The organism is Frankia torreyi, assembly GCF_000948395.1.
Classification (GTDB): Bacteria; Actinomycetota; Actinomycetes; order Frankiales; family Frankiaceae; genus Frankia; species Frankia torreyi.
The window spans coordinates 118,572-140,354 of sequence record NZ_JYFN01000006.1 but is presented as its reverse complement, the minus strand read 5'-3'; the positions used below and the strand labels follow the sequence as shown (position 1 = coordinate 140,354).

Genomic DNA, 21,783 nt, shown 5'->3' with positions numbered 1-21,783 from the left:
CCGCCGCCGGCCACCCGCCGACGCCGGCGCGGGTGCGCGGATGCGTGACGGCGCGGTAGTCGCGGCGGTGCGGGGCGTTGCGCGTCGGTTGGGCATCTGCCACTGAAAGTAGCAGTCCAGCGCACCCGGCGCGGGTGATCGGGCCTTCGGACCCCCTATATCGGGCCGCTCGGACCACGTCGTGGCAGGGTCGGGTGGTAGGCGGGCTCGCCGCCGGCTGAAGAGGTCAACGCCGTCCGTATCCGGATCGCGAAGACGACCTTGGCCGGTGGATGGGACGGGGCTCGTCGAACGGGTGGTGCGGATCACTCGTCCCATTTGTTACTAGCCGGTACGAGTAGGCTCACCCGCGATGGTGGGTGCCAGATGGAGGATGCTGTGAGAATTGCGATCGGTGGAGCGATCACGCTGATCGCTCTCGCGGTAGCCGGACGCCGGGTGTTCTGGCTGTTCCGGCTGATCAGGTCGGGACAGCCGGTGCAGGGCCGGCTGGACGACCTGCCGAAGCGCATCTGGACCGAGATCAGCGAGGTCGGCGGTCAGCGGAAGCTGTTGAAGTGGTCGGTGCCGGGCATCGCGCACTTCTTCACCTTCTGGGGCTTCACAATCCTGCTGCTGACCGTCATCGAGGCCTATGGCGGTCTGTTCGACGACGACTTCCACATTCCGGGATTCGGCCACTGGGCGGCCATCGGCTTCCTGGAGGACTTCTTCTCCGTTGCGGTGCTCGCCGGACTGATCGCGTTCACGATCATCCGGATCAAGAACGCGCCCGCCCGACTGGAGCGCAAGTCGCGCTTCTACGGCTCGCACACCGGACCGGCGTGGGTCATCCTCGGCCTGATCACGGCCGTCGTCGTGACCCTGCTGATCTACCGCGGCGCCCAGTACAACACCGGGAACCTGCCGCAGGGCCAGACCAAGTGGGCCTTCGCCTCCTACGTCGTCAGCCGGATCTTCTCGGGCCTCTCGCACGATGTGAACGAGGACATCGAGACGGCCTTCCTGCTGCTCAACATCGCGGTCATCATGGGCTTCTCCGTGCTGGTGGTGTACTCCAAGCACCTGCACATCGGCCTGGCCCCGATCAACGTCGTGCTCAAGCGCGAGCCGGCGGCCCTCGGCCCGCTCGGCAGCACTCCCGACATCGAGAAGCTGATGGAGGAGGACGAGCCGCTCGTCGGCGTCGGCAAGGTCGAGGACTTCACCTGGAAGGCGATGCTCGACTTCGCCACCTGCACCGAGTGCGGGCGCTGCCAGAGCCAGTGCCCCGCCTGGAACACCGGCAAGCCGCTGTCGCCGAAGCTGCTGATCATGGACCTGCGCGACCACCTGTTCGCCAAGGCTCCGTACCTGCTGTCGACGAAGGGCGAGGCCGAGGGCGAGGAGGCACCGAAGGCGGTCACCGGGGTCGAGGAGGACGCGCACGCCCANGCTCACCACGGCGTGCCCGAGTCCGGCTTCGGCCGGGTGCCCGAGCCCGGCCAGCCGCAGGTGGACCGGCCGCTCGTCGGGACCGCCGAGGAGGGCGGGGTCATCGACCCCGACGTGCTGTGGTCGTGCACCAACTGCGGTGCCTGCGTCGAGCAGTGCCCGGTGGACATCGAGCACGTCGACCACATCGTCGACATGCGCCGTTACCAGGTGATGATCGAGTCGGCGTTCCCGTCCGAGGCCGGCGTCATGCTGCGCAACCTGGAGAACAACGGCAACCCCTGGGGCGTGTCGCCGCGGACCCGCACCGAGTGGACCGAGGGCCTGCCCTTCGAGGTGCGGATCATCGGGGACGGCGAGCAGATTCCCGAGGACGTCGAGTACCTCTACTGGGTCGGCTGCGCCGGCGCCATCGAGGACCGGGCGAAGAAGGTCGCGCGGGCCTTCGCCGAGCTGCTGCACACCGCGGGCGTCGAGTTCGCGATCCTCGGCACCAACGAGTCCTGCACCGGTGACCCGGCCCGCCGGCTCGGCAACGAGTACCTGTACCAGGAGATGGCCAAGGCGAACATCGAGCTGTTGAACGAGACGGGCGTCAAGAAGATCGTCGCGACCTGCCCGCACTGCTTCAACAGCCTCGCCCGGGAGTACTCCTCGCTCGGCGGCGAGTACGAGGTCGTCCACCACACCCAGCTACTCGGCAAGCTCGTCGAGGAGCGCAAGCTGGTGCCGATCACCCCGATCGACTCGTCGGTCACCTATCACGACCCGTGCTTCCTCGGCCGGCACAACAAGGTCTACACCCCGCCGCGGGAGATCCTGGAGGCCATCCCCGGCATCCGGGGCCAGGAGATGCACCGTTGCAAGGAGCGCGGGTTCTGCTGCGGCGCCGGCGGCGCGCGGATGTGGATGGAGGAGAAGATCGGCAAGCGGGTCAACGTCGACCGGATGGAGGAGGCCCTCGGCCTCGACCCGGACGTCGTGTCCACCGCGTGCCCGTTCTGCATCGTGATGCTGACCGACGCCGTCACTGAGAAGAAGCTCGCGGGTGAGGCGAAGGAGAGCGTCGAGGTGCTCGACGTCTCCCAGCTCCTGGCCCGTTCGCTGGCCCCGGCGACGCCGGCCACGACCCCGGCCGAGCCCGTCGGCTGACCTGCGCCAGCCCCGCCGCGACCCGGGACCCTCGCCAGCCGCGAGGGTTCCGGGTCGTTGCCCTTTCGGCGGTGGATCAGGCGGGCGGGAGCTCGCCGTTCGGGACGGCGGCGCGGGTGAAGTCGCGGTAGGCGCGGGATGGCGTCGGACCGCGCTGGCCCTGGTAGCGGGAGCCGTAGACGGCCGAGCCGTAGGAGTGCTCGGCCGGCGAGGTCAGCCGGAACAGGCAGAGCTGGCCGATCTTCATACCCGGCCAGAGCTTGATCGGCAGTGTCGCGACGTTCGACAGCTCCAGCGTGACGTGCCCGGAGAAGCCGGGATCGATGAAGCCGGCCGTCGAGTGGGTGAGCAGCCCGAGCCGGCCCAGGCTCGACTTTCCCTCCAGCCGGCCCGCCAGGTCGTCCGGCAGGGTGATGATCTCCAGCGTCGAGCCGAGCACGAACTCGCCCGGGTGCAGCACGAACGGCTCGTCGCCGTCGGGTGCGATGAGTTCGGTGAGATCCTCCTGCTCGACCGACGGGTCGATGTGGCTGTACCGGTGGTTGGCGAAGACCCGGAACCAGCGGTCGAGCCTCAGATCGATGCTGGACGGCTGGATCAGGGCGGGGTCGTGGGGGTCGAGGCGGATCCGGCCCGCGGTGATCTCGGTCCGGATGTCCCGGTCGGACAGCAGCACGTCGAGGACGTTAGAGCATGCGTGGTCGATCTTCATCGTCCGTCCGCCCGGCCACCGCCGGTCGAGGGTTCGCCCGAGGGAGTGAGACGTAGCGTGACAGGGGTAGGTAGAGGCGTGTCCGCTCGGGGAACGCCCGGTCGGAACGGGGCGTCCCGGCGGAAGGGCGGGGAACGCGGACACAGGCGGGAGAAGCATGTTCGGGCTACCCGATCACATTCAGGCGTGCCTGTTCGATCTCGACGGGGTGCTCACCAATACTGCGACGGTGCACGCGGCCGCGTGGAAGGAGATGTTCGACGACTTTCTGGAGAACTGGGCCAGCCGGTCCGGTGAACCGTTCGTCCCGTTCGACATCGGCCGGGACTACGCCGACTACGTCGACGGCCGGCCCAGGGTCGACGGGGTGCGTGCCTTTCTCGCCGCCCGCCACATCCGGCTGCCCGAGGGGACCGTGGACGACCCGCCGTCCGCGCTGACCGTGAACGCGCTGTCCAACCGCAAGAACATCCTGCTCCTGAAGCGGATCAGGACCGACGGCGTGGAGGTCTATCCGGGCTCGAGGACCTATCTGGAGGAGCTGTCGAGGCGCGGGGTGCCCCGGGCCGTGGTCTCCTCCAGCGCCAACTGCGTGGAGGTGCTGCGATCCACCGGCCTCGCCGCCTTCGTCGACGCGGTCGTCGACGGCGTGGTCGCGGCCCGGGACCACCTGGGCGGCAAGCCGGCGCCGGACACCTTCCTCGCCGGCGGCCGGCTGCTCGGCGTGCCGCCGGAGCGGGCGGCGGTGTTCGAGGACGCCCTGGCTGGCGTCGAGGCCGGCCGGGCCGGCGGCTTCGGCTACGTGGTCGGCGTCGACCGGGTCGGGCAGGGGCACGCCGAGCAGTTGCGCAGGCACGGCGCCGACGTCGTCGTCAAGGATCTGGCCGATCTGCTCGCGCCGTCCGCGCCGTCCGCGCCGTCCGCGCCGTCCGCCCCTGGGCGCGGCCCGGCATGATCGACAAGGCGTCCTACCTGATCGAACCGTGGGCGATCCGGGAATCCGGCGTCGACCTCTACGATCTGGGCCGGTCCGAATCGTTGTTCGCGTTGTCCAACGGCCACATCGGGCTGCGCGGAAACCTCGACGAGGGTGATCCACACGGCCTGCCCGGCTCCTACCTGAACTCCGTGCATGAACTGCGCCCTTTGCCGTACGCCGAGGCCGGGTACGGATATCCCGAATCCGGGCAGACGGTCATCAACGTCACCGACGGCAAGATCCTTCGATTGCTGGTGGACGACGAGCCGTTCGACATCCGGTACGGCGAACTGCGGTCGCATCAGCGGATGATCGATTTCCGGGAGGGCGTGCTCACCCGCGACGTGGAATGGGTCTCACCGGCCGGCCAGACGATCCGGGTGCATTCCGAGCGGCTGGTGTCGTTCTCCCAGCGGTCCATCGCCGCCTTCTACTACGAGGTCGAGGCGATCGGGAATCCGGCCCGGGTCGTCATCCAGTCGGAACTGGTCGCCAACGAGCAGCTCCCGACCTGGCGCGGGGATCCGCGGGCCGCCGCCGTGCTGGAGTCGCCGCTGATCTCCGAGCGTCACCGTGCCGACGGGACCAAGGTCGAGACCGTCCACATCACCCGGCACAGCGAGATCCGGGTCGCCGCCGCCATGGATCATCACTTCGAGGGCCCGGACTCGCTGGGCATCTCCTCGGAGAGCGAGCCTGACGCGGGTCGGGTCACCGCGACGGTCGTGCTGCTGCCCGGCCAGAAGCTGCGGATGGTCAAATGGCTCGCGTACGGCTGGTCCGAGCAGCGGTCCCTGCCGGCGCTGCGCGACCAGGCCGCGGCCGCGCTCGTCGCCGCCCGCCAGACCGGCTGGGGCGGCCTGGTGCGCGAGCAGAAGGAGTACCTCGACGCGTTCTGGGCGCGCGCCGACGTCGAGGTCGACGGCGATCCGGAGGTCCAACAGGCCGTCCGGTTCGCGCTGTTCCACGTCCTGCAGTCGGCCGCCCGGGCGGAGCGCCGCGCCATTCCGGCGAAGGGCCTGACCGGTCCGGGCTACGACGGGCACGCCTTCTGGGACTCCGAGACCTACGTGCTGCCGGTGCTGACCTACACCGCCCCCGACGCCGCGGGCGACGCGCTGCGCTGGCGGCATGCGACCCTGCCGCTGGCCCGGGAGCGGGCCGAGCTGCTCGACCTCGCGGGCGCCGCGTTTCCCTGGCGCACCATCCACGGCGAGGAGTGCTCCGGGTACTGGCCGGCGGGGACGGCGGCGTTCCACGTCAACGCCGACATCGCCGACGCGGTCGCCCGCTACGTCAACGTCACCGAGGACGAGCGGTTCGAACGCGAGGTCGGCCTCGAGATCCTGGTCGAGACTGCGCGGCTGTGGCGCTCGCTGGGTCACCACGACCTCGACGGCCGGTTCCGCATCGACGGCGTCACCGGCCCGGACGAGTACTCGGCGATCGCCGACAACAACGTCTACACGAACCTGATGGCGCAGCGGAACCTCATCGCCGCCGCGGACGCCGCCCGCCGCCATCCCGACCGCGCCGCCGAGCTCGGCGTGGACGCCGAGGTGACAGCCTCCTGGCGGGACGCGGCCGAGGACATGTTCATCCCCTACGACCCCCATCTCGGGGTCCACCCGCAGTCCGAGGGCTTCACCGAGCACCAGGTGTGGGACTTCGAGCACACCACGGCCGAGCAGTACCCGCTGCTGCTGCACTTCCCCTACTTCGACCTCTACCGCAAGCAGGTCGTCAAGCAGGCGGACCTCGTGCTCGCGATGCAGCGCTGCGGCGACGCGTTCACCATGGACGAGAAGATCCGCAACTTCGCCTACTACGAGGCGCTGACCGTCCGGGACTCCTCGCTGTCGGCCTGCTGCCAGGCCGTGATGGCCGCCGAGTGCGGCCATCTCTCCCTCGCCCACGACTACCTGCGCGAGGCCGCGCTGATGGACCTGCGCGACATCGAGCACAACACCGGTGACGGCCTGCACATGGCCTCGCTCGCGGGAAGTTGGATCGCGCTCGTGGAGGGCTTTGGCGGCCTGCGCGACGGCGGCGAGGTCATCGCCTTCTCCCCCCGCCTGCCCGAGGGCCTGACCAGGCTCGCCTTCGGCCTGTGCGTGCGCGGGCGCCACCTGCGGGTGGAGGTGTCCGATGCGACGGCCACCTACACCGTCTCCGAGGGGCCGGCGATGACCCTGCTCCACCACGGCCAGACGGTGCGGGTCCAGCCGGACGAGCCGGTGAGCCTCGACGTGCCGCCCGCCCCCGTGCTGGAACGACCCAGGCAGCCCCCCGGCCGCGAGCCGCTGCGCTTCCTGCGCCCGCCCGGCGAGGGCGGCCAGTCGAACCCCGGCGCGGGCTCCAGCGCGGGCGGCGCCGCCAGCGTCGGCGGCGGCCACGGCGGTGTCGGCGGCCACACCGGCGGTCACGGCGGTCATACCGGCGGCCGCGGTGGTGCCGGCAGCTTCACCGGCGCGGTCCCTTCCAGCACCGGCAGCAGCATCGACGGCTGACCACCGCCCCGGCGTCGGCGGCCCGACCGGGCGCCGACGGCGATCTGACCGGGGCGCCGGCCGAGCCACCGGCGGCGGGGCGGGGACACGGAGCCTTCCCGTGCTCCCGCGCCGCCCCGCCCTGCCACCCCGGCCCCTGCATCCGGTACGATGCGGATGCACTACGCGGGCGTAGTTCAGAGGCAGAACACGAGCTTCCCAAGCTTGCAACGCGGGTTCGATTCCCGTCGCCCGCTCCACTCTGGGTTCCCTGGGCAGACGAGGCCTGACCAGGGATATTTAGCAATTGTGCCGAGGGGCCGAGCCCGGTCAGGTCTCATCACCGCAGCGTGAGCTGGGTATGTGCCGTTTTGGGGGAGTTGCGGGACCATCGGAATCCCGGTGGTTGTCCTATTTGCAACCATCTGACGGTTGGTCAATGTCGGTGGGTTTCGGTTGTGTCAGGTTGCGGATACGCGGGGCTTCAGTCTGCTTGAAGGTATGGACCCTCGACACCTCTACATAACACATTGGCGATCACAGTGCTGGTCGCGTCATCGCCGTGGAGATCGTCGATAGAGCGTCCGGGTGCGGGGGTTCGTCCCGCCGCAACCAAAGCGGTGGGTGGTGGAGCAGGCGTGGGGCCCCTTGATGTTGCACCGGCCCGGCGGGTCCAGGTCGACCAGACGGTGGTCCGGCTGCGGGAGGAGATCGCCGGGCTCGAACTGGAGCTCGCCACCGCGCAACCGTTGGAGATCATCCGGGAGACGCTGCTGGAACTGGCCACCGAGAACGTCAGTGTGCCGACCCGAGCCGCAGTCCATCGTCCTTCCGCTATTTCGCGGATATCATATCCATCGAAGAGCGCGGCATGGACACGGAGTACTGTCGATGGCATCGAAAGAACATGTAAATCTTCTATCCCAGGGCGTAGACGGCTGGAATGAGTGGCGTAGAAAGCATCCAGATGTGCGGCCAGAATTCAGTGGAGTTACATTCCGGGAGGCGAATCTTGTCGGAGCCGAACTGAATGGCGGAGATTTTCGAGACACCAGATTCGTTGACACACAACTGTATGGGGCCAATCTGCGTGCCGCAGACTTCACCAGCACCCAATCTCCAGTGTCAGCTCACATTCTGTCGGTGCGAGGATTCGAAGAGGTCCATGATTACCGGGGAGGTGCAGATCTCGGGGGCACGGACCTGTCGTGTGCCGACCTAAGTGGAGCCAACCTCAGTGAGGCAAACCTGCGGCGGGCGAGCCTGGAACGCGCCACACTTGATCAGGCTTCTCTGCGGCGTACTGACCTGTTTCGGGCAAACCTGAGCGGAGCGGATCTGAGTTACGCCGACTTGCGTGAGGCGACGCTGGTGGACGCCACCATTGCACCCTCCGTGTGGCAGCATGACATACACTTCGGATCGGGGTCATATGTCGGCACCAATTCGTACGGAATCATCGTCAGCTATGCAGAGTTTGACGATGAAGGATCGGAATCCAAGATAACACCGAACCTCATGGGCGCCAATCTCCGGGGTGCCGATCTAAGAAGTACGACTCTGGTTGAGGCCAATCTGGAAGGTGCCGATCTTACCGGGTGTCACGTCTATGGAATCTCCGCATGGGGACTGCGAATGAGTGGCGCTACTCAGAAGGACCTGGTCATCACTGCTCCCGGCGAGCCCGTGGTCACAGTCGACGATCTTGAGGTCGCTCAGTTCGTTCATCTTATGCTCAATAACGGCAAGATCCGTAACGTTATTGACACAATAACATCGAAGGCGGTGTTGATCCTAGGGAGATTCACCGCTCCGCGAAAAGAAATACTCGACTCCCTAAAAGATCAACTTAGGCGTCGGGGTTATCTTCCGATAATGTTCGACTTCGATGGTCCGGCATCGCGCAATCTTACCGAGACAGTCTCGACCCTGGCTCACCTTGCGCGATTCATCGTGGCCGACATTAGTGATGCGAAGAGCATTCCTCAAGAGTTGATGCGGATAGTCCCCAGTCTGCCCTCGGTTCCCGTCCAGCCGCTGATTCAGTCTTCACACACCGAGTACGGGATGTTCAAGGATTTTCGGGACTATCCATGGGTGCTGCAACCATATGTGTACGATGATCCGTCTCAACTCCTGGCCTCGCTCGAGCAGCAAATCATCCGTCCTGCGGCCGAGAAAGCCGACGAGATTCGCGCACGGCGAGCGACTTCTTGAACCATAAAAGACTTTGAATGGCTCGGACGGAGTTGGCTGCGGCTTGTCGAGCGTTCGGGCTGGCGGGATCTGCCAGGCGAGCGCTCTACCGTCGTGATCGATCTCCGATGAGTCCCCGAGTGCACTGACGTCCGAGCTTCGTGTGGCTATAGCGCGATAATCTCTGAGGAGCACTGAATTCCGACGGTGACTTTGCGCGACATGCCGAGTGTGCGATGTCTGTCCGGGAAGTCCGCAGCGCGCCGATCGGGTGATCGCGGTTTGGATCCCGGCGTATTCCGCGCGGAGCTGGGCTGGTGTGGAAAATCACACGGCGTTCGTCCACGCCTTGTTGGTGCACACGGCGGCTGGATCATCCCATCCCGCCCCAAGCCCCGACGCGCAGCAGAGAGGACCAGACGACATCCACCCCGAGCCTTCAGCGCCCCCCCGAATGGCCCGCCGATCAAACCCCGACACGGCCGTACGCGCCCTAAAAGCCCTGGTCAGCGGAGATGCGGCAAGCCCAGGGGTACCAGGCCCGCGAACTCCCACGGGCGCGTAGCGGGTTCTTGGCTTTCTGTCCGTGGGCGGCGGAGGCGATGGGCGGGGCCTGGTGATGGGCGGGTTCGAGGGCAATCTGATCACTTGTTCGGGGTGGATCTACCGTGGCTTTGCGCGGCCGGGTGGCCGGGTGCCGGGAGAGCGGTCGGGTTGTGGGCGGGGGTGCCCGCCTGCGGCGTCGATCGAGCCGGGTTCTCGCAATGGGGCGGGGCGGAGGCTGGTCGGGTGGTACTGCACGGGCCGGCGGGGCGGTTCTTCGTGGTCGGGGCGTTCGTGCTCGACTGCCTGGTCAGCACGCGGCGGCTGCCGAGGTGGGGCCGGGACGTGCGGGCCGACGCGATGCGGACCGTGCCCGGTGGGAAGGCGCTCAACCAGGCGGTGACCCTGGCGCGGCTCGGCCTGCCGGTGACCGCGGTGGGGGCGGTCGGAGCGGACGGCGTGGGTGCGGCCGTGCGGGCGGCGCTGGCCGGCGAGGGGGTGGACGTGTCGGCGATAACGGCGGTCCCGGACGTGCCGACGCCCGTCTGCGTCGTCCACGTGCGGGGTGACGGTGAGAAGGCGGTCGTCTGGCGGGTCCCCGAGGCGTTGGCCGTCACCGGAGACCAGGTCCACGCCGCCGCGGCGGCGACGGACGGCCCGGTCGACGCGGCGCTGGTGACGTTCGAGTTCGCCGAACGGGCCGCGGACCTCGTCACCGCCGCCGCCAAGGCCGCCACGCGGGTTGTCGTCAACCCGGCGCCGGCGCCGGCCGACCCGGCGGTCGTCGGAGCCGTTCCGTGGGAGCAGGTCGACATCCTCGTCCCCAACGAGACCGAGGCCCGCGCGCTGCTCGCCGGGCGGGCCGCCGCCCGCGGGCCCGCCGGCCGGCTCGCCGAAGCCGTCGCCGAGACGCTCGGCGTCCCGACCGTCTGCGTCACCCTGGGCGAACGAGGATGTGTGCTGCGCACCGGCGGCGGGACGACCGTCCACCCCGCCGTCGCGGCGAGGGTGATCGACACGACCGGGGCCAGTGACGCCTTCACAGCCGTGCTCGTCGCCCGCCTGGTCGCGGGCGACGACCCGGCCACTGCCGTCCACCACGCGCAGGCCGCCGCAGCGCTCACGGTGAGCCGGGTCGGTGCCTACGAGGCGCTTCCCACCGCCGGCGAGCTGCGCGAGCTGGTCTTCGGCCTACGGAATCCGCCCGGGTAGGGCAGCACCTCCCCTGTCGCCGTCGGGTTCAGGTCGGGCTGACGGTGGTGTGGCGGCCGTGGCGAACTGGGCGATGCCACGGCGGTAGGCGTCCTCCTTGCGGCGGGCGATCGCCGCCGGGTCGATCTCGGCGACGCCGAGCCGGCCCCGGGCGCCGCAGGCGGCGGCGCGCGCGGGGTCGAGCAGGAACGGGGCGAGCGCGGTGGCCAGCGCCTCGGCGTCGTCGGGCGGGACCGCGGTCCCGGACCCCCAGCGCTCGACGAACGGTGCCACGCCGGTCCGGGTCGTGGTGACCACCGGCCGCCCGGCCGCCATCGCCTCGACGGCGGCGATCGAGAAGCTCTCGAAGCGGCTGGGCACGGCGACGGCCCGTGCCCGGCGGTAGAGGTCGCGGAGCTCGTCGGCCGACAGATGGCCGGGGAACTCGACGTGCAGGCCGAGCTCCCGGGCGCGTCGGGCGAGCCAGGCGCCGGCGGGGGCACCGCCGATCGTGCCGGCGGGGCGCCCGGCGAGCACCAGCCGGTGGGCGATGCCCGCGCGGTTGAGCCGCGCGGACGCGTCGAGCAGGACGTCCACCCCCTTGTACGCCTCCAGGCGGCCGACCGCCGCGACCGTCGGCGCCGTGCCGGCGACGTCCGGGACGTCGAGCCAGGGGTGGGCATCGAACGGGTTCGGGATCACCTCCACGGCGCGTCGTCCCAGCCAGCCGCGTTCGCGCAGGGTGTCGACGAGGAGCTGCGACGGTGAGGTCACCACGGCGGCGCGATCGGCGGAGATCCGGTCGAGCCGGTCGGCGAGCCGGCCCTTGCACCCGAGGGGCTGGCCGGCGAGCTGGACGGTGAGCATGGTCGGGCAGTGCAGGTGGATGGCGAGCGGGCGGGTGCGGTACAGCGCCTGGAGCAGACCGCGGGTCTCCCCGTCCTGCGTCTCGATCACGTCGGGGCGCAGGCCGAGGCGGCGCATCCAGAAGCTGTAGGACAACGGCAGGCTGACCCGCAGCGTGATCGAGTCCCGCGGGTACAGCGGCCCGCGCAGCCGCGCCCCGACCGGGCCCAGCCCGCGGGTGACCGGAACCCGCAGCAGCGGCCGCCGGTGCACGTGCACCCCGTCCTGCACGGAGTCGACGACCCGGTGACCTTGGGCGCAGAGCACGTGCACCTCGTGCCCGAGCCGCGCGAGCGCGACGGCCAGCGTCGCCGTGTAGCTGCCCGCGCCGTCCCAGACGACCGGCGGGTACTGCTCGCAGAAGAACAGGATGCACAGGGCGCGTAACGATTGGACCGAATCCGCCATGCGTTTCCGTTTCCATCGGTCCGGTCGCCGGAGCATGCGGGAATGACGGGAATACGTTACCGCGGATCTCGCGGACCTCGCGGAGCTGCGGGTGATTGCCGTCGCGCGTCCGGTGATTCGCCCTGGATGGTCCGGTGGGGCGTGGTGGGATTGCGTCACGTGGTGCTGGCGTCGATATCGTCCGGGCAGGTCCGAGACCGTTTGATGGCCGGCCGGGAGTCGGTCCTTCGTCCGAGCTTGCGGGCAAAAGTGGCGCGCTGTCGTTTCCCCGGAGGGACGGTCGGGCATTCGGGTGGGAATGTAGGGGATACGATTTCGCCGAGGTGCCCATGATGATTGCCGCGGCGGAGGGTCGGGCCCGGGGGGATTGCAGGTGCGCGGAACGTCCGGGTCAGCCGATCTGAATGGTCTCGTCGTGGTGATGGCTGCCATTCTCGTGGGCGAGGCGCTGCGCTCGGGGTGCGCCTCGTGCCGACCGAATTCTGCCGGGCGGGTTCTGTCGGGCGAGACGATGGGCGGCCGACCCGACGACCCGAGGCGGGACGGTGTTCGTGCGTGCCGCGAAGGCCGAGAGGTCGTGGCGGGACAGCGGCGGCGGCCGGNGGGGNCGCGGGNGTGTCGTCGTGAGCGTCGTGAGCGTCGTGGAGGTCAGCGGGCCGGGGGGCTGACCGACGTGGTCCTGAGGGGCGTCTGGGCCGCGGCGCGGCGGCACCATTCGGCTACATCCGTCGTTGCGTAGGCGTGACGAAACGGAACGAAACAATAATACGGCCGACTGTACAACTCCGATACGACATCCAGGTCGTTGGACTCCGGCGTGGGACGCGCCGCATGTGCCGGGAGTGACCGGATCGGCGCGGGGAACAGAACATTTGCGGGAACTACACCGAACGTGCCGCCGATCGCGGGTCCGGGGCGTCGAGCGGATCGTCAGCGCTTCGGGCCGGAGGTAGCGTTGCCCTTTTCGCTCCGCCGACGGCCATCCCCACGCCGGGCCGGCGGATCCGTGTGCCTCGGTGAGCCGGGCCCCGGCTGGGCCGGGGCCGTTGAGACTGTGAGGGAGGGCGTCGATGTGCCACCTGTTCGCGATGAGTAGTGGCCCGAAGCGGATCAAGGCCACGTTCTGGCTGCTGGACGCGCCCGACAGCCCACGCGCGGCCACCCTGCGGACGCCGGACGGCGCCGGCCTCGGCGCCTTCGACGCGGACGGCGTCCCGCAGGTGGTGAGGCAGGCGATCCGCAGCCGCGCGGACACGGCGTTCGCTCGGGAGGCGCAGGACGTCACCTCGTCGACCTTCGTCGCGCACGTGCGGCATGCCTCCACCGGCCGGGCCAGCGACGCCAACACGCACCCGTTCGTCCGCAACGAGCGGATCTTCGCCCACAACGGGGTGATCGAGGGCCTGGGCAAGCTGGACGCGGAGCTCGGCACCGCCGGCCTGCCGGTGCTCGGCGATACCGACTCCGAGCGATTCTTCGCGCTGGTCACCCGGGAGATCGACGCCCACGACGGCGACGTCGGCGAGGGCATCGCCGCGGCGGCGCGCTGGACGGCGCAGAATCTTCCCCTCTACTCGATCAACATGATTCTCATCACCGCTGGGGAGCTGTGGGCGCTGCGCTACCCGGACACCAATGGCCTGTACGTGCTGAAGCGCGGCGCCGGCGGCCGCAACGGCCGCCATCTCGACCACGCCAGCCCCTTCAGTGAGATCCGGGTCCGCTCCCTCGACCTGCTCGACGAGCCGGCGGTGGTGGTCGAGAGCGAGCGGATGGACGAGGATCCGCGCTGGCGGCTGATGGACAGCGGCGAGCTGCTCCATGTTGCGGCCGATCTCACGGTGACCTCACGGATCGTGCTCGACGGCCCGCCCGTCCACCAGCTTTCCCTGGAGGACCTGCGGCCCGAGGCCGCCGTGTCGCAGACCACCTCGGTTCCCGATCTGCCGACGTCCGCCTGACCCGACCGGCGTCCCCGCGAGGTTCGGTGAAACCTGCCGACATAGGGGGCGTGCGCACGGGGTAGCAATGCTGCAGGGGCAATGGTGCGGACAGTCGCAGTTCCCTGCGCGGAAGGGGCTCGTCGTGGTACTTGAAGTCGGCAGGATCGGGCTGTGGGCAGCCCAGCGGCAGTGGCCGACGGACGTCCGGTCGCGGGCGGAGGTCGCCGCCGAGGTGGCGGCGATGGGTATCCCGACGTTGTGGATCGGTGCCGCCAGCGGGGATCTGGAGCTCCCCGCCGCCATCCTGGATGGCACCGAAGGGCTCGTGGTCGGCACGAGCATCCTGAACATCTGGACCGAGAAGGCGGACATCGTCGCCGATCACTACGCGATGCTCGCCAAGGCTCATCCCGACCGGCTGCTGCTCGGATTCGGCGTCGGGCACCGAGGTCCGGTGGAGAAGCTGACCGGCCGCCGTTGGGAGCGGCCGGTCGAGGTCCTTCTCGACTATCTCGACACGCTGGACGAGCTCGGGGTGCCCCGATCCGATCAGGCGCTGGCGGCGCTCGGACCGCGGATGCTGGAGATCGCGGCCCGACGCAGCGCGGGTGCGCTGCCGTACCTCGCCACACCCGAGCACACCCGGCGGGCGCGGGAGATCATGGGGCCGGACGCGCTGCTCGCCCCCGAGCAGAAGGTCGTGCTCGACAGCGACCCCGAGAGCGCCCGCGCGGTGGCCCGCCAGGGCATCGCCTTCTACCTCGGGCTGCCGAACTACGCCAACAACCTGCGCCGGCTCGGCTTCACCGACGCGGACCTGGCCGGATCCGGTTCCGATCGGCTCGTCGACGCCCTGGTCGCCTGGGGTGATCTGGACACCGTCCTCGCCCGGATCGCCGAACACCACCAGGCGGGTGCAGACCACGTCGCCGTGCAGGTCCTGACCCCGACGCCCACCCAGCTTCCGCTCGCCCAGTGGGGTCGGCTCGCCAGCGCGATCAACACCCTCGCGTCACCCTGACCGGGGGAAGCCCATGCGGTAGTCTCTCGACAACCGACCAATTCGCCTGCCCTGTGTCTGCGGCCGAGTCACGGAGAGTGACGCATGCCCGCAGACGCTCCAGGCGCCCCGTCTCCGGACGCTGATCAGCGCGTATCTGAGCACGGCGACGTCGCCGCTGTTCCTGCCGCCCGCGAGGGCGAGCCGGCGTCGTCCGCGGCCGCGGACGACGCCTCGGCGGCGGTCGCGGTGGACACCGGGTCTGAGCTGGTCGCCAGCCTGATGTCCGGGATCCCCACCGATGAGCAGAAGCGCCTGCTCGGGATGATCAACTCGTCGATTGCGGCCGAGCGGTCAGCCGCAATCGACGGGACCGTCCGCCGCCAGGTCGATGTCGGGGTGCGCCGCCGTCGCTCGTCGCACCGCCCGGATCCCGACGCGGCGGACGCGGCGGACGAACGCGGCGGCGCGCCGAGTGCGGCACACCAACGCGCCGGCGAGCCGGGCACGGACGGGTCTCGCGGCGAGGCGGGCGATGGCTGAGCGGCACCGCACCCCGGGGGGTGCGCAGTGAGGTCTCCGGATCCGACTGGCCGCGCCGCCGCCCGGCCCTTGGTGCCCGGGTCCGTCGCGTTCGAAGCCGTGATAGTCGGGGCCGCAGCGGAGCCGGAGCACGGGGCCGAGCCCGCTGTGCGGCCGACCCGCCCGGGGTTGGAAGTTCGGCCGGAGCGCGGGCAGCCCGCTCGCCGGGCCTCGCCGGCCGGCGAGGCCCGGGTGAGCATCGACGGGCCGGGTCGGCTCGTCGCCGCGGTGCGGCACCGTCCGGGCGGTCTCACGGTCGCGTTCCAGGGCGACCTCGACGCCGCCGTCGAGCCGATGGCCCGGGCGCTGCTGTGGTCGTGCCTGGACGAATGCACGAGCGCGCTCGTCGTCGACCTGACGGGTGCGTTCGTCGACGTCCGCGGGTTCACGGTGCTGCATCTGCTCTGGCGGGCGGGCCGGGAGCGGGGGGTGCGGGTCGCGCTCGCCGGATGCTCTCCGATCGTCGACCGGATGGCGACCGTCCTCACGCCCCAGGGCGTGCCACGATTCCGTACGGTAGATGCTGCATGGCAAGCAGTGACCAGCTCCAGGTCGACCACCGCCGCGTCTACGGCAACTGCGGGATAACCCCCAGGATGATCCGGCAGGATGGGGCGGCCCGGTTGCCGCGGTCGGGGTCACGCTGGAGGTACGGGGGAACCACGATGGAGATCGACAAGCTGCTGCTGGACGCCAGTCTGGCCCGGCTGCACCACCTCGCGCCGAGCCAGGTCGAGCTCGGCAGATTGGTCGGCGAGGTCGTGCACGCGGTCACCGAGATCTTCGACCTGACGGGTGCGGGCGTCCTGGTGGTCGACGCGGACCGGGCCCTGCGCAGCATCGCCGCCTCCGACAGCAGCGGGGCGCTGCTCGAACGCGTCCAGGAGGAGTTCGGCGAGGGCCCCTGCGTCGAGTCCTTCATCATCGACGAGATCGTCGCGTCCGAGGATCTGGCCACGGACACCCGGTGGCCGCGGGTCACCCCCGCCCTGCTGGACGGCGGGATCCGCGCGGTCCTCGGCGTCCCGGTGCGCCTCGGCGGCGGCCCGATCGGCACCCTCAACGTCGCCGCCGACTCCCCGCGCGTCTGGACCGACAGCGAACGCGACGCGATGGTTCATTTCGGTGCGGTTCTCGAGAACCTGCTGCTCGCCGGGCTCATCGCCGATCGCAATGACAAACTCGCCCGGCAGCTTCAGTACGCCCTGGAATACCGGGTTCCCATCGAGCGCGCCGTCGGATATCTCATGGCGACGATGAGAACGGATCCGATCTCGGCCTTCGAGACCCTGCGGCGGACCGCACGCAACGAGCGCCGGCGGGTCTCCGAGTTGGCCGGGGAGATCCTCGCCCGGCGACGGGTGCTCTGACAGCCCGACCGGCTCGTCGCCGGACCGGCTCGTCCCCGGACCGGCGCGCCCCCGGTCGGATACGGGTGCTGGCCCGATGGTCGTCGCCCCCGCCGCGCTGTTCACTGTCGGCAGGACGACACGGTTGGCCGGCGGCGACGCCTGGCCTGACCGCGGCGGCTCCACGACGATGATGCCCACCGGGCGTGCCCGGGTTGCCGGCGCGTCGGCGTGGTCGGCGTTTCGCGGGGCCGCCCATCCCCGCACCCGCAACGACCCGCACCCGCAACGACCCGTACCTGGAACGACCCGTACCTGGGACGACCTCCGACGAAAGGGGGCGAATGATCGAGGCACAAGGGCTCACCAAGCGGTATGGACGCACGGTCGCCGTCAACGACCTGTCCTTCACGGTGCAGCCCGGCAAGGTGACCGGATTCCTGGGGCCCAACGGCGCCGGGAAGTCCACCACGATGCGCATGATCCTGGGGCTCGACAACCCGAGCGCGGGCACGGTCCGCATCGACGGCAGGCGGTACAGCGAGCTGAAGCAGCCGCTGCGCCAGGTGGGCGCGCTACTCGAGGCGAAATGGGTGCACCCCAACCGGTCCGCGCGTTCTCACCTGCGATGGATGGCCGCGTCCAACCGGATCCCGGCGAAGCGGGTCGACGAGGTGCTGGAGATCGTCGGGCTGACCGGCGTGGCGGGCAAGCGCGCCGGCGGCTTCTCGCTCGGCATGGCGCAGCGGCTCGGTATCGCGACCGCGCTGCTCGGCGATCCGGGCGTGCTGCTGTTCGACGAGCCCGTCAACGGCCTGGACCCGGAAGGGATCCTCTGGATCCGTCGGTTCATGCATCGGCTCGCAGACGAGGGCCGGACGGTCTTCGTCTCCAGCCACCTGCTCTCCGAGATGGCGCTGACCGCCCAGGAACTTATCGTCATCGGGCGCGGGCGGCTTATCGCGCAGACCAGCACCCGGGCCTTCATCGACATGGCGTCCGAGTCGACGGTCCGGGTCCGCGGCCCCGAGATGGATCGGCTGCACGGGGTGCTCATCGGCCAGGGGCTGGCGGTCCGCGACGTGCCCGCCGGCGATGACGGACCGGCGGCGCTGCTCGTGTCGAACAGCAGCACCGAACAGGTCGGCGAACTGGCCGGGCGGGTCGGCCTGGTGCTGCACGAGCTGGCCGCCCAGCGTGGCTCGCTGGAGCAGGCGTTCATCCAGCTCACCGGGGGCGAGGTCGAGTACCACGCCGGTGCGCTCGCGGGGACCCCGAACGGCTCGCCGGCCGCCGGGACACCCGCCGCCCCGGCACAGCCCACCGGGCCGCTGCCGCGGCGGACCGAGGCCGTGGACGCGACGCGGGGAGGCGACGCGCGATGACTCTGCTCACCGTCGAACGCATCAAGCTGTTCTCCACCCGCTCGCCGTGGTGGTGCATGATCCTGGCGACCGCCCTCACGGTGGGGCTGACCTCCATCTTCGCGGCCACCACCAAGCCCGCCGACCTGCCCACCTTCACTCCGAGCGTCACCCAGTTCGCCTTCAGCTTCGGGCTTGTGGTGATGATGGTGATGGCCACGCTCGCGGTCACCACCGAGTACCGGTTCAGCACGATCCGGTCGACCTTCCTCGCCGTCCCCACCCGCACCCCGGCGCTGGTCGCCAAGGCCGTGGTCGTCGCTCTGCTGGCGGGGATCGTCGGGGAGATCACCGCGGTCGGCTCCTGGGGCATCGCCAAGCTGATCCAGCCGGACGCGCCACTGGGAATCGACACGGCGCAGGAGTACCGCAACGTGTTCGGCGTCGGGCTGATCTATCTGCTGTCCGCCGTGCTGGCCCTCGCCGTCGGCCTGATCGTCCGGCAGTCCGCCGGCGCCGTCGTCATCGAACTCGTCTACCTGCTCCTGCTGGAGAACCTGCTACCGGCGATCCCCCGGATCGGCGACCACATCCAGCACTGGCTGCCGTACACCGTCGGCAACAACTTCATCGTCGCCGGCCAGCCCGAGACCGATGACGGCCCGCCCGCGATCGAGGGGATGCCGTTCGGGCCCTGGGGTTCGCTGGTGTACTACGCCGCGGTGTGCGTGGGCCTGTTCGTGATCGGCCTGGTCCTGGCCAAGCGCCGGGACGCCTGACGCCGAGCGGTTCGACGGGCCGCCGGCCCGTGGAGCCGCCGGCAGAGGAGACACCGGCGCGCGTCGAGCGGTAGCTTCACTACCTCACGTCTGTACTCGCTTGCATTGAGTGACGCTGCTGGCGGGTGCTGTTGCTCACGGGNGGGGGNGGGGGNCGGGATCGCGCCTGCGCCCGGGCGTGTCGGGCCGCCGGGCCGCATCGGACCGGCCGGCGGTCCGATGCTGGCCGGGCCCCGCGCGCGTTTCGGGCGGTTCGGAGGTGTCGGGCCGTCGCGGCTCGGCCGGCGCCGGGTCGTCCTCGCCGGTATCGATCCGTTTCTGCTGCGCAGCGCGCTGCGGGCCGCCGTCGTTGCACCCGCCGTGCTGGCCACCGGCTACTACCTGTTCGACCGGATCCTGCTGAGCCTGTTCGCCTGGTTCGCGGTCTTCGCCCTGCTCGTCTTCGTCGACTTCGGCGGTCCGGCTCGGGTGCGCCTCGCCGCCTACGCCGGGCTGGCCGTGGCCGGGCTGCCATTGATCACCCTGGGCACGCTGTGTTCCCGTTCATCGTGGGCGGCGTGTGGGGGGATGGCGGTGGTGGCCTTCGTTGCCCTGTTCGCCGGGGTGATCAACGTGTACCTGGCGGTCGCGGCGCCGGCCCTGCTGCTGTCCTTCGTGCTGCCGGTGACGAGTCCGGCGGGTCTGTCCGCCGTGCCGGAGCGGCTCGCCGGCTGGGGTCTGGGCGCAGTCGCCGCCCTGCTCTCGCTGGTGGTGCTGTGGCCGGCCCGGCCGCCGGATGAGGTCCGCCGGGCCCTGGCTGCAGCCTGTCGGGCCCTGGCCGACTGCGTCGCCGTCCGCCCTGCCGGCGTCACGGCCGCGGGGTCGGAGACGTCGGAGGCGCCCGCGTCCGGGGCGTCGAAGGCGTCCGGGGGGTCCGAGGCGTCCGGGGCGTCGAAGGCGTCCGGGGGGTCGGAGGCGTCCGGGGGGCCCGAGGTGATGGGCGCCGTGGTGCGCTCTGCGGTGGCGGAGGTCCGCCGGCGCTTCGCCGCAACGTCGTACCGCCCGACCGGGGCGGGCGGCTCCGCGGCCGCTCTCGGCCACGCCATCGCCGATCTGAACTGGGTCGTCCCCTTCGCGCTCGCCGTCCCCGCCGGGGATCGGATGCGCCGGCACTGCTTTCCCGAGCCGGCCGCCGAACTCCTGGCGGCCGCCGTCGACACCCTGCACGGCGTCGCCGACCGGCTCGACCGGTTCGCCCCTCGCGACGGGACGTCCCGCCCGGCGCGGGCGGGCCACGCGGCGCGGGCGGGACGCGCGGCCGGGGACGGGCGCCGCGGCGGCGGGCTTGGGGTGGAGCGACTCGACCGGGCCGCTCGGGGGATCGGACAGGCGCTGCTCGACGCGGTCAGCCGGACCGCCGGGCAGCCCATCGGTCCGACCGACCCGACCGGTCCGACAGACCCGACCGGCCCGACCGGCCCGACCGGACCGGATGCCGCGGCGGCCGAGGCGTTCCGGCTGCGCCAGTTGGCTCTCGGCACCCGGCAGCTCGCGGCGCACACACTGGTGGCGACGGGGGAGCGTCGGCTGTGGCGGCCGATGTCGGGCGCGGGGCGATGGCAGCGGGTCCGGGCCCGCCTGCGCCTGACCCGCGAGCTCGCCGCCGGGTACGCCGACGTCCGGGCGATCTGGTTCCGCAACAGCGTGCGCGGCGCCGCCGGCCTCACGCTCGCCGTGGCGGTGACCCGCACGACGGGGTTGCAGCACGGGTTCTGGGTGGTGCTCGGCACCCTGTCGGTGCTGCGGTCGAACGCGCTGGCGACCGGGATCACCGTCGCGCGCGCGTTGGTCGGCACGGTGGCGGGGATCGCCGTCGGCGGGGTCGCCGTCGTCGCGGCGGGCACGGCGAGGCCGGTCCTGTGGGCGCTGCTGCCGGTCGCGGTCCTGATCGCCGGGTACGCCCGGAAGGCGAACGCGTTTGCCGCCGGCCAGGCCGGGTTCACCGTCGCCGTCGTGCTGCTGTTCAACATCGTCGAGCCGGCCGGCTGGCGGGTCGGTCTCGTTCGCATCGAGGACGTGGTCCTCGGCTTTGCGATCAGCGTCGTCGTCGGTGCGTTGCTGTGGCCGACGGGGGCCGCGGCCCGGCTGGTGCGCGAGCGGGCCGCCACCGCGTACCGGGCCGCCTGCGAGTTCCTCGTCCGGGTCGCGGTGGAGCCGCCCTGTGCCGCGCCGGAGCCGGGCAGCGCGCGGGAGATCGCCCGGATGGCGCGCACGGCCGTCCGCGCCGGCCGGCTGCTGGACGACGCGATCCGCCAATATCTGTCCGAGCGGCCCGCCGGCCCGCTCGACGTCGACGCGCTCATGCTGGTCTCCGCGGGTGCCCTGCGGATCCGGCGCACCGCGCAGGCCCTGCGGCTGACCGGCCCCCACCCGCTGCGGGCCGAGATCGTCGGAGCCGGCTCGCCGGCCGCGGGCCGGGCCGGCGCCTGGGCGGGGCTGCTCCGCTGCCGTCCGCGGCTCCTCGCGAGCGTTGACGAGCTGCGGCGATGGCATCTGCGCCTGGCCGACGCCCTGGCCGATCGGGCCGAGCCGCCGCCACCCGCGCCGGTCTCCTCGACGCCCCCGGTCGACGCGGTGCGGGGCTGTGCTCTCGTCCGGGTCCGGGCGGCGCTCGCCACGGGAGACCGGGCGGGGGTGGTGGCCGCACTCGACATCGTCGAGCGCGCGGAGCATCTCGCCGTGCTTCAGGACCTGCGGGGTCGGCTTGCCGGGGCGGT

14 protein-coding genes, 1 tRNA gene and 2 pseudogenes are annotated in these 21,783 nt (G+C 70.8%); 15 read left to right on the top strand and 2 right to left on the bottom strand.

The features are described from left to right. Positions 1-378 precede the first annotated feature (378 nt). Positions 379-1,433: pseudogene (locus tag FF36_RS37220) on the top strand (Fe-S oxidoreductase); the annotation flags it as partial. Position 1,434: 1 nt separating this feature from the next. Next, on the top strand, positions 1,435-2,586 hold a 1,152-nt coding region (locus FF36_RS37215), incomplete at its 5' end, for a (Fe-S)-binding protein (RefSeq protein ID WP_242422326.1). Between the two features lie 76 nt (positions 2,587-2,662). Here the strand turns inward: FF36_RS37215 and dcd are convergent. Continuing rightward, positions 2,663-3,262, bottom strand: a complete 600-nt coding sequence (gene dcd / locus FF36_RS05935) for a dCTP deaminase (protein WP_044883951.1) — start codon at positions 3,260-3,262, stop codon at positions 2,663-2,665. Positions 3,263-3,455: 193 nt separating this feature from the next. Between dcd and FF36_RS05930 the strand changes: the two genes are divergently transcribed. The 5 genes from FF36_RS05930 to FF36_RS05910 all read left to right on the top strand — a co-directional run bounded on the left by FF36_RS05930 (position 3,456) and on the right by FF36_RS05910 (position 10,717). Further along, complete coding sequence (locus FF36_RS05930) at positions 3,456-4,253, top strand: beta-phosphoglucomutase family hydrolase (protein ID WP_044883950.1); 798 nt, start codon at positions 3,456-3,458, stop codon at positions 4,251-4,253. Further along, on the top strand, positions 4,250-6,787 hold the full coding sequence (locus FF36_RS05925; RefSeq protein ID WP_044883949.1) for a glycoside hydrolase family 65 protein: 2,538 nt from the start codon (positions 4,250-4,252) through the stop codon (positions 6,785-6,787). Before FF36_RS05930 ends, FF36_RS05925 begins: the two co-directional genes overlap by 4 nt. Positions 6,788-6,952: 165 nt before the next feature. Continuing rightward, a tRNA-Gly gene (locus tag FF36_RS05920) sits at positions 6,953-7,026 on the top strand. A 631-nt stretch (positions 7,027-7,657) separates the two neighbouring features. After that, positions 7,658-8,983: a pentapeptide repeat-containing protein gene (locus FF36_RS05915; RefSeq protein ID WP_044883948.1), complete on the top strand. Its 1,326-nt coding sequence runs from the start codon at positions 7,658-7,660 to the stop codon at positions 8,981-8,983. Positions 8,984-9,751: 768 nt separating this feature from the next. Next, positions 9,752-10,717: a carbohydrate kinase family protein gene (locus tag FF36_RS05910; RefSeq protein WP_044883947.1), complete on the top strand. Its 966-nt coding sequence runs from the start codon at positions 9,752-9,754 to the stop codon at positions 10,715-10,717. On the opposite strand, the gene FF36_RS05905 is transcribed toward FF36_RS05910, so the two are convergent. Further along, positions 10,697-12,010: a glycosyltransferase family 4 protein gene (locus FF36_RS05905; RefSeq protein ID WP_044883946.1), complete on the bottom strand. Its 1,314-nt coding sequence runs from the start codon at positions 12,008-12,010 to the stop codon at positions 10,697-10,699. The two genes, FF36_RS05910 and FF36_RS05905, sit on opposite strands and share 21 nt — an antisense overlap. Before the next feature lie 1,070 nt (positions 12,011-13,080). On the opposite strand from FF36_RS05905, the gene FF36_RS05900 reads away from it, so the two are divergent. The 8 genes and pseudogenes from FF36_RS05900 to FF36_RS40335 all read left to right on the top strand — a co-directional run. After that, positions 13,081-13,971, top strand: a complete 891-nt coding sequence (locus FF36_RS05900; protein WP_044883945.1) for a class II glutamine amidotransferase — start codon at positions 13,081-13,083, stop codon at positions 13,969-13,971. Between the two features lie 124 nt (positions 13,972-14,095). After that, positions 14,096-14,974: an LLM class F420-dependent oxidoreductase gene (locus FF36_RS05895; protein WP_044883944.1), complete on the top strand. Its 879-nt coding sequence runs from the start codon at positions 14,096-14,098 to the stop codon at positions 14,972-14,974. 84 nt (positions 14,975-15,058) lie between these two features. Then, positions 15,059-15,496 (top strand): hypothetical protein, encoded by a 438-nt coding sequence (locus FF36_RS05890; protein WP_044883943.1) that lies wholly within the window; start codon positions 15,059-15,061, stop codon positions 15,494-15,496. Positions 15,497-15,727: 231 nt separating this feature from the next. Further along, positions 15,728-16,123 (top strand): STAS domain-containing protein, encoded by a 396-nt coding sequence (locus FF36_RS05885; protein WP_044883942.1) that lies wholly within the window; start codon positions 15,728-15,730, stop codon positions 16,121-16,123. Between the two features lie 77 nt (positions 16,124-16,200). Next, positions 16,201-16,905, top strand: a complete 705-nt coding sequence (locus FF36_RS05880) for a GAF and ANTAR domain-containing protein (protein ID WP_044883941.1) — start codon at positions 16,201-16,203, stop codon at positions 16,903-16,905. A 323-nt stretch (positions 16,906-17,228) separates the two neighbouring features. Continuing rightward, a complete protein-coding gene (locus tag FF36_RS05875) occupies positions 17,229-18,269 on the top strand; it encodes an ABC transporter ATP-binding protein (protein ID WP_044883940.1) in 1,041 nt (346 codons plus the stop codon). Next, the gene (locus tag FF36_RS05870) at positions 18,266-19,027 is read left to right on the top strand and encodes an ABC transporter permease (protein ID WP_044883939.1); all 762 of its coding nucleotides are present in this window, start codon (positions 18,266-18,268) and stop codon (positions 19,025-19,027) included. Before FF36_RS05875 ends, FF36_RS05870 begins: the two co-directional genes overlap by 4 nt. A 219-nt stretch (positions 19,028-19,246) precedes the next feature. Beyond that, positions 19,247-21,103, top strand: a pseudogene (locus FF36_RS40335) (FUSC family protein); the annotation flags it as partial. Positions 21,104-21,783: the final 680 nt, after the last annotated feature.

Bases quoted from the DNA above. Each gene is read 5' to 3' on its own strand.
- FF36_RS05875 (WP_044883940.1), top strand. From the start codon at position 17,229: ATGATCGAGGCACAAGGGCTCACCAAGCGGTATGGACGCACGGTCGCC.
- FF36_RS05930 (WP_044883950.1), top strand. From the start codon at position 3,456: ATGTTCGGGCTACCCGATCACATTCAGGCGTGCCTGTTCGATCTCGAC.
- FF36_RS05925 (WP_044883949.1), top strand. From the start codon at position 4,250: ATGATCGACAAGGCGTCCTACCTGATCGAACCGTGGGCGATCCGGGAA.
- FF36_RS05880 (WP_044883941.1), top strand. From the start codon at position 16,201: ATGGAGATCGACAAGCTGCTGCTGGACGCCAGTCTGGCCCGGCTGCAC.
- FF36_RS05900 (WP_044883945.1), top strand. From the start codon at position 13,081: ATGTGCCACCTGTTCGCGATGAGTAGTGGCCCGAAGCGGATCAAGGCC.
- FF36_RS05905 (WP_044883946.1), bottom strand. From the start codon at position 12,010: ATGGCGGATTCGGTCCAATCGTTACGCGCCCTGTGCATCCTGTTCTTC.
- FF36_RS05915 (WP_044883948.1), top strand. From the start codon at position 7,658: ATGGCATCGAAAGAACATGTAAATCTTCTATCCCAGGGCGTAGACGGC.
- FF36_RS05890 (WP_044883943.1), top strand. From the start codon at position 15,059: ATGCCCGCAGACGCTCCAGGCGCCCCGTCTCCGGACGCTGATCAGCGC.
- FF36_RS05870 (WP_044883939.1), top strand. From the start codon at position 18,266: ATGACTCTGCTCACCGTCGAACGCATCAAGCTGTTCTCCACCCGCTCG.